Below are 16121 nucleotides of genomic sequence, written 5' to 3' on the forward strand. Positions count from 1 at the left end.
CCAGACACTTTTTGTACGCGACTCCAAAAGAGTGTCTCAGTGACGGAACCGAACACTGCGGATATCTCTCTCCGCGAACAACTGCACGCGCTCTATATCGTCGCGCTCTACCGGCCCGCGATGACTGTGGGAATTATCCTCTTGAGTATCCTCGCAGCGCTGTTGGAAGGAATCGGATTGAGTTTCCTCGTCCCGATCATCGAGATTGCACAGGGAACGGCCAGCCGTGGCGAGTTGAGTCGGATGGGCCAAGCGTTTCTCGATACCTACGCGTTCTTGGGGATCCCGTTCACGCTTGAGTTCATCGTCGCTGGCGTGGCACTCGTGATGATTGTCCGGTACACGTCGAGTTTTTTGGTCGACTGGTTTCGTGCGGCGCTCCAGACGGACTACGTCCGACACCTCCAGACGACTGGCCTTGACCATGCCCTTGACGCCGAGATTGCCTACTACGACGAGAAAGGGTCCGACGAGGTACTCAACGCCATCGTGACCCAGTCCGAGTACGCCGCACGGGTCATCCGCCGTGTCGTACGACTGGTTGAACAGGGAGCATTGAGCCTCGTCTATCTCGGCGTCGCGCTGTACATCGCCCCTCAGATGACGGTCCTGACGGCGATACTACTCGGCGTGATTCTCTTTCTCATGCGGTACGTCGTTGAATCCGGTTACGCCATCGGCGACCGGATCGCCGACGCCAACGAACGGATCCACGAGAGCGCCCAGGCGGGCACACAGGGGATCCGAGACGTGAAAGTATTCGGCCTCGTCGAGGAAGTATTCGCGGACTTCACCGACGCCGTCGATCAGTTTTACCGGTCGAGGGTACGGAAGGCCCGAAACGAGGCCGCGATGGATAATGTTTACCAGATGCTGACCGCCGTGACGGTCTTCGCTCTTATCTACTTCGCGCTGGAAATCGTAGCGCTGACCGTCGCAGCCCTCGGTATCTTCCTCTTTGCCGTCTTCCGTCTCGCACCCCGGGTGAGCACACTAAACAACCTCGCGTACCGGACTGCCGGCGACCTTCCCCATCTAGTTCGAACCCAGCGGTTCATCGACGAACTGGCGGTCCGCCGCGAACCCGATGACGGGGCCGAATCCACTCCTGAGACGGTTGAGTCTGTTGCGTTCGAGGAGGTGTCTTTCGCCTACGACGAGGAACTGGTCTTGCGGAACGTCTCGTTTGGCGTCGATCGAGGCGAGTTCGTCGCGTTCGTCGGCCCGTCCGGTGCGGGAAAGTCCACGGTCGTCTCTCTGCTCACCCGGCTGTACGACCCCGACTCGGGTCGCATCACCGCCAACGGAACTGATGTTCAGCAGTTCGATCTGGATGCCTGGCGGGCGGATATATCGATGGTTCGTCAGGATCCATTCATTTTCAACGACACGGTGCGGTACAACGTAACCATCGGGAACCGCGAGGCGAGCGAGGCTGAGATCCAAGAGGTGTGTGAGCTGGCACAGGTGACTGAATTCCTCGAGGATCTCCCGAACGGACTCGATACCGTTCTCGGCGACGACGGTGTTCGACTGTCCGGCGGGCAGCGCCAACGCATTGCTATCGCCCGCGCACTGTTAAAGGATGCTGACGTACTGGTCATGGACGAAGCGACGAGCGACCTCGATACGTCTCTTGAGGAGAACATCCAGGCGAACCTCGAAGCCTCGGAACAAGACCGGATCCTGATCGTCATCGCCCACCGCCTCTCGACCGTCGTCAACGCGGACCGGATCTACGCGATGGAAGACGGCCGGATAACCGAGTCCGGAACACACGATGATCTCGTCGAAGAGGGTGGGACGTATGCCGAACTGTATGCTTCGCAGTAGGATGCCGGCGGAATAATCCGTCGGATCACTTTTAGGTCAGCGATTCATTATGCCCGAACTGATGAGTGATGGATCCGTAGCCGATCTGAATTCTGACATCCTCTTCGGCGTCGTGGGTCTCGGCGAGGTCGGTCTGCCGCTCGGTCTGGCAGCGACGCGAGCGGGATTTCCGGTGGTCGGCGTCGATATCGATCAGGAGCGAACTACCGCCCTACAGGAAGGCCGATCGTACATTCAGGACGTTTCAGATGTCGACGTTGAGGTCGCGATGGAGGAGGGGTTCACACCGACTGCGGAGTACAACCTGCTCTCGGAGGCGACACACGTTGCCATCTGTGTGCCGACACCGCTCCAGAAGTCTGGCCAGCCGGATGTCTCCTACGTTCTCAAAGCCTGTGAGCAACTCACTGCCGTCATCAGCCCCGATACGACAGTCATCATCGAAAGTACGGTCTATCCGAGCGCGACTAAAGAGCTGTTCGCGACCGTCTTCGAGGAGGCGGGGTTCACCGTCGGTGAGGACGTGTACCTCGCGTTCTCGCCAGAACGTATCGACCCTGGAAACGAGGAGTACGACCTTGTCGAAATTCCGAAAGTGATCGGCGGCGTCACCGAGGAGTGTGGTAACCGGGCGGAAGCGTTCTACGCTGATCTGTTCGAGACCATCGTCCGCACCGGTGGCTCGACGGAAGCCGAGATGGTGAAGATCCTGGAAAATACCTTCCGGAACGTCAACATCGCGCTGGTGAACGAACTCGTCAAAGTCGCGGACAACTTCGACATCGACTTCTGGAACGTGATCGAGGCAGCGAAAACGAAACCGTACGGGTTCATGCCGTTCTATCCAGGCCCCGGACTCGGCGGTCACTGCATCCCGGTGGATCCGATGTATCTCTCCTGGCGAGCGAAACAGGACGGCATCGATACGCCGCTGGTTGATCTGGCCGACCGGACCAACCGTGAGATGTCGGTCTATATTGTTGATCGGGTGACACGAATCTTGAACGAAAATGGCGTCCCACTGCCCGGCGCAAACGTCCTCGTCCTCGGTGTGGCTTACAAACCGGACGTACCAGACACACGGAAGTCGCCCGCCCGTGATATCATCCGCGAGCTGGACGACCGGAGTGCGGTGATCGAATACAACGATCCACACGTCCCCTCGATTGACGTGTCCGACGCCGGCCAGTACGAGTCCGTCGAGTTGACGGATGAGGCTCTCTCGCGGCAGGACTGCGTGATCATCGTGACCGACCACGCCGACTACGATTTCGAGTTCGTCGTCGAGCACGCCCCACTCGTGTTCGACACGCGCAACGCGACGGCCGGGCTCGACGACGACTCGGTTTCGCGGTTGTGACTTTACGTTCCGGTGTTCTCGAACGATTCGCTACAACTGATCAAAAGCGGTATGTGGCCACCCGAGATACTGCTGCTATCGAAACACATGACTGAGGCACAGATTGCCGTTGCCTTTGATCTCGACGACACGCTGTATCCCGAATCCGAATTCGTGCTGAGCGGGTTTCGCGCCGTTGCGGACATGCTCGCGGAGCGCTCGGGAGCGTCCGCCGACCGAATCTACGAGTTTCTTGAAGCGGAGTTCAAGAACGGTGTGCGAGGCGACAACTTCGACCGATTGCTCGAAGAGATGGATCTTGATGCATCAGTCACGGAACTGGTCGAACAGTACCGGACGCACGACCCCCAAATCGACCTAATTACGAACGCCGTGACGTGTCTGGATCGTCTCGCCGATCGACCACTCGCCCTTATCACTGACGGGAAAACACGCAAACAACGCCGGAAGATTGCGGCGCTCGGTCTGACAGAGTGGATCGACGAGATCTACATCTCCGAGGAGTTCGGATCTGGAAACGAGAAACCGGCTACGGATATGTTCGAGGCGTTTTTGAAAGACACTGGCCACGATCCCACGTGTGCGGTGTACATCGCAGATAATCCGACCAAGGACTTCGTCGCTCCGAACGAACTGGGGATGCGATCTATATGGCTCGACCGGTCGTGGGGTGAATACGCGGCAGAGAGTCCCGAAACGGACGTGCAACGTCCGACGATGACCGTCGAAAGTCTCTTGCCAGTTCCAGATATCATCCGCAAGTGGGAAACTGAATTATGACATCCGTTCTTTTCACACCTGCTGGCTCCGGAATGGCCGTCACCAGCCTCAAGGCACTGAACGAACACGGCGACATCCGGACCGTCTCTACTGATATCGACGACCTTTCTCCCGGGCTCCACCTGGCCGACGCCGGCTACATCGTTCCGCCGTTCGACGACGACGAGTACATGGCTTCGATCCTCCATATCGTCGAGACCGAAGACATCGACGTCGTCGTCCCGTCCCTGGATCCGATCCTGAAACGGTTCGCCAACACCAAAGACCGGTTCCGCGAGGTGGGCGCACGGGTCATGATCTCCCCGCCGGAGACGCTCACCGTCACACAGGACAAGTGGAAGACGTACGAACGGCTCGGTGACACGCTCCCGTTTCCCGACTCCTGGATCGATATCGCGAACGTGGACCCTAGCGACGAACTTTTCATCAAACCCCGAACCGGGTCCGGATCGGAAGGCATCCACGAGATCACCTCACGACGGGACCTCGAGTTCTACTTCGAGCGGGTTACGGACCCGATCGTTCAGGAGTACCTGCCCGGTCCGGAGTACACGATCGACTGCCTGACCGACGGTTCGGGGGATCTGCTGGCCTGTGTCCCGCGGAAACGGCTCGACATCACGAGCGGCATCTCGACGAAAGTCGAGGTCGTCGACGACCCCGCACTCGTCGACATCGCCCGTGGTGTGGCCGACGAACTGGAGTTCGTCGGGCCGTTTTTCGTCCAGGTGAAAGCCGACGACGACGGCGACCCACGGATCACCGAAGTCGGTGCGCGGACGGCGGGCACGATGTGCCGGGAGTTCGTCACACCGAGCCTCCAGTACCTCGCGGTCCAGCAACTGCTCGGTGGCTCCGTTCCCGAACCCGAGGTCGAGTTCGGGCGACGACTGAGCCGGTATTGGTGTGAGCAGTCGTTCGACGGCGACGTTGCCGAGCTACATCGGTACTGAGCCGTACTGCCACCGTTGCCGTTCTCCCCGACAGGATCCGCGGTCCGTACACGGATATCTGGTGCTTCCAGTCCATATCAGTGGCTGTTCAGTCCGATCCTTTGGACGCATGAACAGGTTTCTTGTAAGCCGATATCGTGTCTGGCGGTATGCTTGGAGTTGTCCCCGCGCGTGGGGGATCGAAGCGGGTTCCACGGAAGAATATTAGAAACGTAGCCGGAAAGCCGCTGATCGCACATACTGTCGAACAGGCGATTCGTACCGACCTGTTCGAGAAGGTCGTCGTCTCTACTGACGACGACGAGATCGCCGACATCGCGGAACAGTACGGTGCCAGCGTTCCTTTCAAACGACCGGAAGCGCTCGCGACGGACGATGCATCTACGGATGCCGTGGTGTCACATGCGTTGGACTGGTTCGAAGATCGCGGATCCACTTTCGACGCTGTCTGTGTATTGCAAGTGACCAGCCCCCTTCGGTCGGATTCGGACGTGTGTGGTGCGGTCGAGAAGTTTGCAGGTCGCAATGCAGGTACGCTGGTGAGCGTAACTGAATATCAGTCACCACCTCAGTTCGCGCTTGAGATGTACGACGACGGAACACTGGGTGAGCGGTTCGACCCGGAGATGGTCTTCTCCGATCAGTACGTCCGGTCCCAGGATCTCGACACCCTCTATTGCCCGAACGGTGCGATCTACATCGCCGACACTGACACCTGGGATCAGTATGAACGATTTTACACGCCGGAGACGGTCGGATACGAAATGCCGCCCGAACGAGCGATCGACATCGACCACCCGTGGGAAATCGATGTCGTCGAGTGCCTGCTTGGGGACGAATCCAACCCCGAGCCAGGGTGCCAGGACGAGTCGAACGCACCGTCGTGATCGACGACCGACCCCGAGTGAGGGGCTGTCAGGTCACCCTGTGCGACGGCTCGGCCGATTTGAACGACCCGCCACGATCAGTACGTCGTCTTCTTCTGTAGAAGCCGTTGGTCGATACTCTTTCGAGCGAGGTCTGTAGCGATGGCCGGGCCTGCCCCACCGTAGTAGTACGGGTTCTCGCAGTCGACAGCTCGTTCTCGAAACTCATCATCATTCAGGCACTTTTCGACAGCCGATCTGATGGCTTCTGCGTCGTGCTCGACGGAGATCGTGTTCTCGGCCCGCTGTCGTCCCGTCTGTCGTGGGCCGATGTCGACTGCCGGGAGTCCGAACGATGGCGCTTCGACGACGCCGCTGCTGGAGTTTCCGAGCATCACATCGGCACTCGCCATCACGCCCAGATACTCCTCTCTGGGGAGGCTCTCGAACGACCGAACCGCCTCGAAACTCGCGGTCGACTGTGATTCCCACGAGCGAATAACGTCGATCATTCGCTTTCCGCCCGCGTCGGCGTTCGAGTAGACGATGACGACGTTCCCCTCGAAGAAGTCGAGTGCGGACAGGGTCTCTTTCATCTGACTGGCTGCGTTTTCCGGTTCCGTCGTCAACGGGTGCTGGACGACGAGCGCCAGAGGTTCTGAGTCGTCGAGGCCGTACGTATCGAGCACTTGTGAGGATGGCGTGTACTCTTCAGCGTGAATCGCGTCGAGGCCTGGAGAGCCGACCACCTGGATCCGCCACGGTTCCTCGCCGAGCTTTTTGATATTCTCGGCGTACTGTTCCGTGGCTGGATAGTGGATGTGGGCGAACTTCGTTATCGCGTGTCGAATACTGTCGTCGATTATGGACCCACTCATAACGTCCCCGCCGTGAATATGTGCGACTGGAATGTTCATGTGAGCCGACGCGAGCGCAGCAGCTAACCCTTCGTCGCGGTCTCCGATCACGACTGTGACATCCGTCTCCAGACTCTCGAGCGCTTCCGCCATGCTGGCCGTCCCGATCCCGAGCGACTTCGCCATTGCTTTGCTCGTGTCACCCTCCAGTAACATGTGGAGTTCCCTGTCAACGGTAAATCCCTGATTCTGCAGATCCTCGACTGTTAGACCGTGCTGTGGCGAGAGGTGCATCCCGGTCGCTATGAGTGACAGTGACAGGTCTCCGTTCGATTCGATCGCTTCCATCGTCGATTTGAGTGGCTCTGCCCGCGTTCCCGTGACGACAGTTACGTTTTTCATGTATCTCAGTGGGTCTCGAAGCCTCGTGTCTGATCTTCGGGACGGTCCCTTCTCGCTCGTGTTGACTCCATTCGTAGCGTTAGGTATCCTCGCGTTTTTCACAGAACGCGAACAGTTCCGTGCCCGCGTTGTGGAAAAACTTGGGTAAAACCCGATAGCTCATGAACCGACCGAGCTTCGGAAAGTAGTTGTACAGCGGGAAATCGACGTACCGGACCTCGATATGGGTTACCGCCCACCCGTTCGATTCCAAGAATTTGTCGAACAGGTGATAGTCCCATCCTTGTTTGTGCCCGTCAAATTCTCGGACGTCTTTCCCAAGCATCGCTGCGACTACTCTGTTGGGCCGACCGATGTTCGGCGTGACGAAAACGGCACCCTTCCGTGAAACTCGATGAACCTCTTCGACGAACTGTGTAGGGTTTTCCACGTGCTCGACGATCCCGATCGCAGTCACTACGTCGAACGATTCCGACTCGAAGGGGAGGCGCTGGGCATCCGCCTTCGCACAGTGAGCGTCGACGTTCTGTTCCGTGACCTGAAGCAATTCATCGTCCATGTCGATGCTGTACCCCGTGATGTCGTCGAATTCTGCATCGACTGCTTCGAGGAACTCCCCGAGTCCGGATCCGATATCCAGGATCGTGTCGATGTGTCCGAAACCTGACATCGACTCGAGGACTATCTGGTGGCGCTCCGAGCGTGGCTCGTAGCCGCGTTCTTTGACGATATGTTCGATGTCGTCCGTGGTGGTGTGTGATCCAGTCATCCTGAGATTAGTCACTGTGCTCGGTGATACGCTCGGTCACGGTCACTGGTCGGTCCGAACGCAACGGAAACATTATTTAATATCTGCATCTGTCACTGTGTCCCCCGGCTCGAGATGAGACGCGGCTTCACTGCCGATCACCGTTTCGAGCTGATCGGGCGATAACCCGTCACCGGGGCGGAGGAGCGCGACATCCCCGCTCTCGATTACACTGTCCGGTGGAATCTCTGTTATCGCGTGCACCGACTTCCGGAACGCGTCGATGTTTTCCCTTTCCGCGTCTACCGGACGTTTCTTCGACTCACCTTTGGCGGCTGCGGCGTTTTTCGCTATCGAAACCGCTCGCTCGAGTTCGTCCGGTTCCAGCGACACTGCTGCGTCAGGCACTGGCAACCGCCTGCTTATGCCGAAGTGTTTCTCGACGATAGTCGCTCCAGCACCGACAGCGATACCCGGAGTCTCGACTTCTATCGAATGGTCGGAGAAGCCAACCGGTCCATCGACCAACTCGTCGATGTCCGAAATCATATTCAGGTTCAGATCGGCGATATCCGTCGGATAGTCAGAAACACAGTGGAGAAAAGCGACGTCGAGATCCGGTGCGACAGAACGAATACGTTTCTCCGCTGCCGCGATCTCCTCGCGTGTTGCCATTCCACTGCTCACGATCAACGGTCGCCCGAAAGTCGCTACGTGTTCGAGCAGTGGATAGTTCGTTATATCCCCGGAACTGATCTTGATCGCGTCGACCCCCAGCTCATCCAGAAACGTTGCGCTGTCCTCGTCGAACGGCGTCGAAAGGAGCGTTATTCCTAGCTCGTCCGTGTGGTCTTTCAGCGATCTGAACTCCTCGTGGCTGAGGGTTAGCTGATCGATCTCGTCCAGTTGTTCGCTGTCGGGCGAAACCAGCTTCTCCGGCTCGAAGGTCTGAAACTTCACCGCGTCTGCACCGGCTTCAGCCGCGATCGTTGCGAGTTCGCGTGCTACCTCGAAATCTCCGTTGTGGTTGCTCCCCGCTTCCGCGATGAAATAGACGGAACTGGAATCGATTTCGGATGCCCCGATTTCCATGTATGGAGTGGGATTCGTGGCTGGCGGTCTTATATTAGGTGGATGGATGTCCTTCCCTCGAAGTACCGACTTCGCGAACCTGTCCTGTAACGAATCTCCCGGACGGACCCCTAACAGAATCGCCGGTCCTACCGTCCGTCTCTCTCCCGTGACCGCCGTCGATACCGAACCGTGGTTCGACGGTCCGGTCTCTAAAACCGTCCGACGGTAACCGGAAATATATTATCCTACGATAGATATGATACCGCATGACTACGCTCGTAATCGCTCCTCACCCAGATGACGAGGTTCTCGGCTGTGGGGGGACGATACGGCGGTACGTCGACGATGGAGAGGAGGTCCACCTTTGTATCGTCACGGAGGGATATACCCCCGAGTGGTCCGAGGATCACCTGCGAAAGCGGCCCGAAGAGATCGCCGCTGCGACGGAGACACTCGGAATCGCCGACTGGCATGAACTGAGCTATCCGTCAGTGAAACTCGATACCGTCCCCCAGAAAGAAATCAACGACGACATCGCAGGACTCGTCGACTCACTCGAACCGGACACTGTGTTTTTGCCACATTACGTCGACCTCAATCACGATCACGAGATCGTATTCGAGGCAGGTCTGGTGGCCGCCCGCCCACAAAGCGGCGTCGACCGGATCCTCGCATACGAAACGTTGTCCGAATCGGAGTGGGGGTCGCCGAGTGGGAATTTCGATGCAACTGTGTACGTCGACATCGCTACCACGATCGACGCAAAAATAGAAGCCATGAACGCTTACGAGAGTGAGGTGCGTGAATTTCCCCATCCTCGATCGGAACGTGCGATACGGGCCCTGGCGACGAAACGCGGGTCAGAAGCAGGTTACGAGGCCGCAGAGGCGTTCGAGTTGATACGCGAGCGCCGCTGATCCACGGACCCGATCTCGGTCGCACTCCAGTCACGTGTCCACCAGCCGATCACGGGCGTTCTCGAAGACCGCCCCGATGTCGAAGCCGTCGTTCTCGATCAGTTCCGACGCAGGGACCTCGTCTCCGTCTTCGATCTGGACTGTCCGGAGTTCGATCACTTCTTCCCAGGCGGCGACCGCGAGGTTGTCTCCACGAACGGCGATGATCTCCCCCGGTTTCGCGAATACCTTCTCACCGGTCGGCGGTTCCGACGACCAGATCGTGACTCTGGTATCGTGCAGATGTGTGAATGCCCCAGGATACGGATGCGTCTGTCCGCGTATCCAGTTGTGGAGATCCCGCGCAGAGCGGTTCCAATCGATCAGTCCGTGATGTGGGCGCCGTCGCGGCCACCACGTTGCTTCGGCATCGTCTTGAGCAGATGGCGCGATAGACCCGTCCTCTATCCGGGGATAGCAACTCCTGAGCAGGCGCTCACCAGCTTCGTAGATCTTTTGATTCAGTGTCTGTGCATCGTCCCGCTCGTCGATTGTAATCTCGTGTTGTCCATAGATCTGCCCGGCGTCGGCCTCCTCTTCGAGTTCGAACAACGAAAGCTTCGTCCGCTCGTATCCTTTTATTAGGTTCCACGCGACGGGTGCCCGACCCCTGCCCCGTGGGAGCGGCGTCGGGTGCATCCCCAGGGCCGCGACACTCGGAATCTCTATCACGCGCTGATTCACCAGTTGTGACCAACCGACGACAAACAGGAGGTCCGGTGCGTACTGCTCTATGCGGTCGACGACAGCCGCCTCGTTTACCGATTCTACCTCGTGTAGATCCGAGTTCGTCTCTGCGGCGACTTGATCGAAGGATATCTGATCGGAAATCCGCTCCGACTCGGTCCGTGTATAGATAGCCGAAATAGTCCCACCGAGGTCGGCCAGAGTGTGGATACATCTCCGGCCGAGTTCGTTGTGCGTCACGAATACGATGTCCATGGAACTCAATTCACAAACGCCAGTGTAGAACTTTTTGCTCCAAACACTGGACCGGTCACGGACCACTCCGTGTTACAATCAGCAGGGTGTCCGAGTCGGACAACGAACGAGTCCGAAGCGAGCGTGCTGTTATGTCCCCCTCTCTTGCCGAAGCGACCGGAGCGTCGTCTCCAGTCCGTCCCGGAGCGGCGTCGTCGCCTGCCAGTCCAGCCGTCGTTCGGCCCGGCTCACGTCGGGGACTCGGCGATCGGGTTCCTCATAGTCCGTCTCGGTGGCCTCGCCACGGTCGACGTACACCGGTGAGCGGTCTGACATCCCTGCGACCTCCAGTACCAACTCCGCGAGGTCACCGATCTCGATTTCGTCCGTACTGCCAAGGTTGTACGTCTCGGCCCCGTCGTGGTCGCGCTCCGAGGCACGAACGATCCCCGTCACGAAGTCCTCGATGTAAGTGAAACAGCGTTTCTGCGTGCCGTCGCCGTAGACGGTCGGGACCTCTCCACGGTCGACCAGGTCCAGGAACTTCGGGATGACGAAGTCCGGCCGCTGGCGCGGTCCGTACAGGTTGAACGGGCGGACGATGGTGGTGGAGACCCCGCTGTCCGTTCGGCCGACGTTCTGGATCATGTGTTCACAGACCGCCTTGCTCGAACTGTAGCTCCAGCGACTCTCCGTTGGGGGACCGAGCACCCTGTCGTCGTCTTCCTGCCACGGCACGTCGGGGTTTCGTCCGAATATCTCGCTCGTACTCGTGTAGACGAACCGCGTGTCGGACCCCCGCGCTCGCTCCAGCAGGCGACGCGTCCCGTTGATGTTGACGTCGATCGTGTAGAGGAGGTCGTCCGGATCGACGTACCGATTGACGCCGACGATCGCCGCGAGGTGAAAGATCCTGTCGTAGGTGTTCGGCGACGGGAACACCATGGTGTCGATGAAGTCGTCGTGGAGGATACTGCCGGAGATGTACCGGAGGTCGTCGCCGACGTGATCCGCGTAGGCACTCGGGGGCTGGGGGTCGATGTCGAGGGCCGTGACGCTGTGGCCGTCGTCGAGTAACTGCGTCACGAGGTGCTGTCCGACGAACCCAGCAGCACCCGTCACGAGAATACGTTCGGACATATCGCGTGCTTGCACGGTCGACAGACGACGGTATTCAATCCACCGGTTGGGACGACCAACAGAATATTTACCCCCCTCACCCAACGACGTAGCATGCCCGAGGACATCCCGCTCTTCGAGATTTCATGGGACGTCGACGACATCAAGAACGTAGTCGATTCCGTCGGCCGGGGGAGTTGGTGGGCCAAGGGTCCCTACGTGACCGAGTTCGAGGAGCGGCTCGAAACCTACGTCGGAGTCGAGCACGCGGTGATCGTCAACTCCGGAACGACCGCGATCTACGCCGCTCTCGAAGCTCTGGACGTTGGTGAGGGTGACGAGGTGATCGTGCCCAGTTTCACACAGCAGGCGACGGTCAACGCCGTCAAACTGGCCGGCGGGGACCCCCTGTTCGTGGACATCGACAGGGAGACGTACGGGCTGGACCCGGCCGCCGTCGAAGCGGCGATCTCCCCGGACACCGTCGGGATGATCCCCGTCCACGTGTACGGCAGCGTCTGTCGGATCGACGCCCTGCGGGACATCGCGGATGACCACGACCTTTGGATCGTCGAAGACGCCGCCGAAGCACTCGGTGCCGACCGGAACGGGACGATGGCCGGGACGGTCGGAGAGGCAGCGGCGTTGAGCTTCTGTCAGAATAAAATCGTCGCGACAGGCGAAGGCGGGGCCGTTCTCACCGACGACGAAGACATCGCGGCGACGACGAAACTGTTTCGTTCTCACGGCCGTGCCTCGACCGATTACTTCGGCTCGTCGAAAAGCGGCCGTCACGTCGCCGTCGGCGGCAATTTCCGGATGCCCGATGTCGTTGCCGCTCTGGGTTGCTCCCAGATGGCGAAAGTCGAACAGCTCATCGACGGCCGGCGGGAGGCCGCCCTCCGCATGAACGAGGCGTTCGAGGACACCGACGGCGTCGACCCCCACACGCTCCCTGACGGCCGGCACGTCTACCAGTTCTACGCCGTCACCTTCGATCCCGACATCGACCGGGACGCCGTCATCGAGTTCCTGGCAGACCGGGGCATCTCTTCGAAAGTGTACTGGGACCCGCCGGTCCACCTATCCGACTACTACGAGTCGCCCGGGATCGACCTCCCGGTGACGGAGGAAATCTCCTCGCGGGTCCTCTCGCTGCCGATCCACCCCGAACTGTCGCCGGCCGCGACCGAGCGGATAATCGATGGCGTGAGGGGGGCCTGCGACGAACTCTGGTGACCGCCACCGACTGGCCACTCGTTCGACTCTCTTCGCCCACAAAATCCGAATCGCCCCCTCCGGGTAGCGAGCACGAATCTCGACCGCACCGCTTGATGTTAAGGCCGACGAACGTGTCTATACCCTCGTCTGTCATCTCACTCTGGTCGGACTACTGGTCGTCCCTCTATTACCGACCGAACGAGGTTGTCGAACTGCTCCGCGCCGGGTCCGATGTCACTGTGTTGGACGTGCGGATACTCGTCCTTGCCCGGTATCTTGGATGCGCCCGGGACTGGAATGTGCTTTTCATATAAATAAAAATACACATAGCGCCTGGCTAGTTCTTCCATCTCGTCCGTACACTCCAGGTCGTCGATCGATTCGAGCAGCGAACGGTACTGCTCGATCGACTCGGAATCGTATGTGAACCCGTACCCGCGATAGTGTGTGGCACCGGCCACGATGACTGGTTTCCCGTAGTACGCCATCTCCATCCCGACTGTCGAGTTGTACACGATTCCAGCGTCAAGCGCCTCCATCATGTCGTACGGATCGAAATCCGTGTTCGGTTCGACGACACTGAGATTCGATGGCAGTGGCTGGTACTCCTCGTGAATCCAGTCGTACACGCTTTCGTTGGTACCTCGAAGGGCCTCGGCGGGATGTGTTTTGAGTATCACCTCGACCCCGTCAACGTCTTTCAGCGTCTCGATCGTCTCGGATATCCATCGAAAATAATCCTCGAAGAGCGGTTGGGCACCGACGATCGACGCGTCCCACACCAAGTTAGTGAAGATTCCGACGTTCAGGGTCGAGTCGGCGGTCGAAAACGACGAGTCGCTTTCTTTGGGGAACTTCTCGAACCGATCCTCCCCGGTCCTCCTGGCTCGCATCAGCGAATCCGCAGTGTCGCCCTCTTCGTTGGAAAGCGGTTCATCCAAACGTGAGCGTACGAACTCTTCGTCCGTGTCGTACATCGAAGACGTCCGAGTCGATGTCTGTCCGAAACACACCGTATTATCACGAGAGGTGCCACCGTAACAGTACGACGGAATATCGTTCTGGTCCGCAGTGGACAGGATCGTCCCGCCGTACACGTACGCGTGGTGGTTCGACAGAACGCACTCCACCTCGAACTGTGACATCGTTTCTAACGTCAGGTCCACGAGCTTCATACTGGACTCGAGCAAGCGCTCGTAGAGTGAACGAACGGACGGGTCTTCGAGATCGAGTCTGTATTGTTTCAACAACCTTCGAGCAGAACCGGTCACGAAGTCGGCGACGGGGACGTTCTTGTACTCGACCGCCCTCAAATCATCGTACTCTGACACCTCTGGCGGCTGGTAGTTCTTCGGAAGGACCTCCTCAAAAGAAATATGATCTATTCCGAAAGCCTGCAGATGTTTATTACCCTTAAAATGACACAGCGCACACTGTGACCTGTCGTCGCGGTTCTTTCCCCGCGGATGGCAGAGGTTCAAATCGTTGTTACAAAGATACATAATGGGACGATAGCCACGGCTTCTGAACGCGTGCGCCAAGATCCCGGCTCGTTGGATATTACCGACGTGGCCTCCCTCGATGGGGGGAAGTAACACGTCGCCTTTCCGATCCTCTTCCTTCAGCTCGAAACTCGTGATATCGTTCGCTACAGATACCTTCGGACCTAATGAATCGGTACCGAACTTCTCCCGTATATTCAGCAACACCTGATCGATTCCGAGTTCGGAAGCAATCTGCAGACCCTTTCTATCGAAGTTCATGAAAAGTTATAGTGTTTCTATTATAATACTATATGGCCTGAATATATGCTCGTGGCTGACCCTGTTCGGATGACTGGTTCACGAGATGTACCAATACTGCCAAGATGTTCTTTGTTGCTTTCCTGCGTTCTATAGCTGTCTACTTAAGCACTGTCATACGATACGTATCGCTGAACACGCGCCGAGATCGGCGACAAGACACACAGTAGCCCGCGTTGAAGCCCACGGGCAAAACCGTGGAAAGAAGCGGACCGTTCTAGTTGACGATCCATCGTCAGCGTAATAGCTTAATCTCTCGGTCCAGAATGGCGACCCATGTCCACGTTGCGAAGGGTAAAGAAGGGTCTCAGGGATCCGAGACTGGCAGTTGACTTTCTTAGCTACAAAACGTTAAAATTCCTCGATAAAAACCTCCCGATCGGTAGCAACGTGTTCGAGCGCGACTGGGACGTCCTCGTGGTACTGGACGCATGCAGATACGATCTTTTCGAAGCCTTCGCTCCGAAGCACGACGTTTACGATAGTTTCGAGAGCGTCACCAGTTACTATTCGGTAGCCTCGTCGACAAAATTCTGGGTCCGACGGACGTTCGACGAACGTTTCTCGAACACGATCTCGAAAACGCACTACGTGAGCGGGATGGGATACGCGGACCAGTTGAACAGTAGCCGCCTCCAGCAACTGGATCACGTGTGGCGGTACGCGGAACTCCCCGAAGCAGGCTCAACCCGGCCCGAAGCCGTGACGGATGCGGGCGTCCAGGCGATCAGAAACGACGAGGCCGAACGAGTGATAATTCACTACGCACAACCACACGCGCCGTTCCTGCACTGTCTCGGGCGGTACAACTCTAAGGCAGGCGATGGAGGCAACTCTCAGAACGTCTGGAACGGTCTGGCTGATGGCCAGTACGATACCGACGAAGTCTGGCGAGATTACGGGCAGAACCTGCTTCGGATACTGGACGAAGTCGAAGTCGTCATCGAGGAAGCAGACGGAACGGTGGTCGTCACGTCAGACCACGGGAACGCGATGGGGGAGTGGGGAATTTACGGACACCCTGGGCATATACCCCTGCCGACAATCCGAAAAGTACCGTGGGCAGAGGCCACTGGGAAAGCAAAGCGCGCCTACAGTATCAAGGGAAGAGACGAGTTCGACTCCGGTCGTGAAACCAGTCTACATGACCACCTGAAATCGCTCGGGTACCACGATTGAAGCGTGTCTGTGGCCGCGTGCCGAGTCGACTCGCGTTCGGTCCAAGCAGG

General features: G+C 58.3%; 14 protein-coding genes. 8 read left to right on the forward strand and 6 right to left on the reverse strand.

Features of this window, described 5'->3' with window-relative positions:
- Positions 1 to 39 precede the first annotated feature (39 nt).
- From ACOZ4N_RS17625 to ACOZ4N_RS17645, 5 genes are all read left to right on the forward strand, one after another.
- Positions 40 to 1833, forward strand: coding sequence for an ABC transporter ATP-binding protein (locus tag ACOZ4N_RS17625; protein WP_424017668.1), 1794 nt, complete (start codon positions 40 to 42; stop codon positions 1831 to 1833).
- A gap of 61 nt (positions 1834 to 1894) precedes the next feature.
- Complete coding sequence (locus tag ACOZ4N_RS17630) at positions 1895 to 3193, forward strand: nucleotide sugar dehydrogenase (protein ID WP_424017669.1); 1299 nt, start codon at positions 1895 to 1897, stop codon at positions 3191 to 3193.
- An 87-nt stretch (positions 3194 to 3280) separates the two neighbouring features.
- Positions 3281 to 3973, forward strand: a complete 693-nt coding sequence (locus ACOZ4N_RS17635; protein WP_424017670.1) for an HAD family hydrolase — start codon at positions 3281 to 3283, stop codon at positions 3971 to 3973.
- Positions 3970 to 4926 carry an ATP-grasp domain-containing protein gene (locus ACOZ4N_RS17640; RefSeq protein ID WP_424017671.1) on the forward strand — a complete coding sequence of 319 codons (957 nt, stop codon included), beginning with the start codon at positions 3970 to 3972 and terminating at the stop codon, positions 4924 to 4926. The genes ACOZ4N_RS17635 and ACOZ4N_RS17640 overlap by 4 nt, the downstream gene beginning before the upstream one ends.
- Before the next feature lie 149 nt (positions 4927 to 5075).
- On the forward strand, positions 5076 to 5813 hold the full coding sequence (locus tag ACOZ4N_RS17645; protein ID WP_424017672.1) for a cytidylyltransferase domain-containing protein: 738 nt from the start codon (positions 5076 to 5078) through the stop codon (positions 5811 to 5813).
- A 77-nt stretch (positions 5814 to 5890) separates the two neighbouring features.
- Here ACOZ4N_RS17645 and neuC read toward each other — a convergent pair whose 3' ends face one another.
- The 3 genes from neuC to ACOZ4N_RS17660 form a co-directional block, all read right to left on the reverse strand.
- Positions 5891 to 7153 (reverse strand): UDP-N-acetylglucosamine 2-epimerase, encoded by a 1263-nt coding sequence (gene neuC, locus ACOZ4N_RS17650; protein WP_424017673.1) that lies wholly within the window; start codon positions 7151 to 7153, stop codon positions 5891 to 5893.
- Positions 7131 to 7820, reverse strand: coding sequence for a methyltransferase domain-containing protein (locus tag ACOZ4N_RS17655; protein ID WP_424017674.1), 690 nt, complete (start codon positions 7818 to 7820; stop codon positions 7131 to 7133). Before ACOZ4N_RS17655 ends, neuC begins: the two co-directional genes overlap by 23 nt.
- Before the next feature lie 72 nt (positions 7821 to 7892).
- Positions 7893 to 8891 (reverse strand): N-acetylneuraminate synthase family protein, encoded by a 999-nt coding sequence (locus ACOZ4N_RS17660; protein WP_424017675.1) that lies wholly within the window; start codon positions 8889 to 8891, stop codon positions 7893 to 7895.
- Positions 8892 to 9139: 248 nt separating this feature from the next.
- Here ACOZ4N_RS17660 and ACOZ4N_RS17665 point away from each other — a divergent pair, with 248 nt between their 5' ends.
- Positions 9140 to 9790 (forward strand): PIG-L deacetylase family protein, encoded by a 651-nt coding sequence (locus ACOZ4N_RS17665; RefSeq protein ID WP_424017676.1) that lies wholly within the window; start codon positions 9140 to 9142, stop codon positions 9788 to 9790.
- A gap of 30 nt (positions 9791 to 9820) precedes the next feature.
- On the opposite strand, the gene ACOZ4N_RS17670 is transcribed toward ACOZ4N_RS17665, so the two are convergent.
- Both ACOZ4N_RS17670 and ACOZ4N_RS17675 read right to left on the reverse strand, forming a co-directional pair.
- Positions 9821 to 10771 (reverse strand): methionyl-tRNA formyltransferase, encoded by a 951-nt coding sequence (locus tag ACOZ4N_RS17670; RefSeq protein ID WP_424017677.1) that lies wholly within the window; start codon positions 10769 to 10771, stop codon positions 9821 to 9823.
- A 129-nt stretch (positions 10772 to 10900) separates the two neighbouring features.
- A complete protein-coding gene (locus ACOZ4N_RS17675; RefSeq protein ID WP_424017678.1) occupies positions 10901 to 11890 on the reverse strand; it encodes an NAD-dependent epimerase/dehydratase family protein in 990 nt (329 codons plus the stop codon).
- A gap of 93 nt (positions 11891 to 11983) precedes the next feature.
- On the opposite strand from ACOZ4N_RS17675, the gene ACOZ4N_RS17680 reads away from it, so the two are divergent.
- Positions 11984 to 13108 carry a DegT/DnrJ/EryC1/StrS family aminotransferase gene (locus ACOZ4N_RS17680; RefSeq protein WP_424017679.1) on the forward strand — a complete coding sequence of 375 codons (1125 nt, stop codon included), beginning with the start codon at positions 11984 to 11986 and terminating at the stop codon, positions 13106 to 13108.
- 137 nt (positions 13109 to 13245) lie between these two features.
- Here the strand turns inward: ACOZ4N_RS17680 and ACOZ4N_RS17685 are convergent, their stop codons facing one another.
- Positions 13246 to 14853: a hypothetical protein gene (locus ACOZ4N_RS17685; protein WP_424017680.1), complete on the reverse strand. Its 1608-nt coding sequence runs from the start codon at positions 14851 to 14853 to the stop codon at positions 13246 to 13248.
- 315 nt (positions 14854 to 15168) lie between these two features.
- On the opposite strand from ACOZ4N_RS17685, the gene ACOZ4N_RS17690 reads away from it, so the two are divergent.
- Positions 15169 to 16071 (forward strand): hypothetical protein, encoded by a 903-nt coding sequence (locus ACOZ4N_RS17690; RefSeq protein ID WP_424017681.1) that lies wholly within the window; start codon positions 15169 to 15171, stop codon positions 16069 to 16071.
- Positions 16072 to 16121: the final 50 nt, after the last annotated feature.

This window comes from Halorientalis pallida (assembly GCF_049605515.1).
GTDB lineage: Archaea > Halobacteriota > Halobacteria > Halobacteriales > Haloarculaceae > Halorientalis > Halorientalis pallida_A.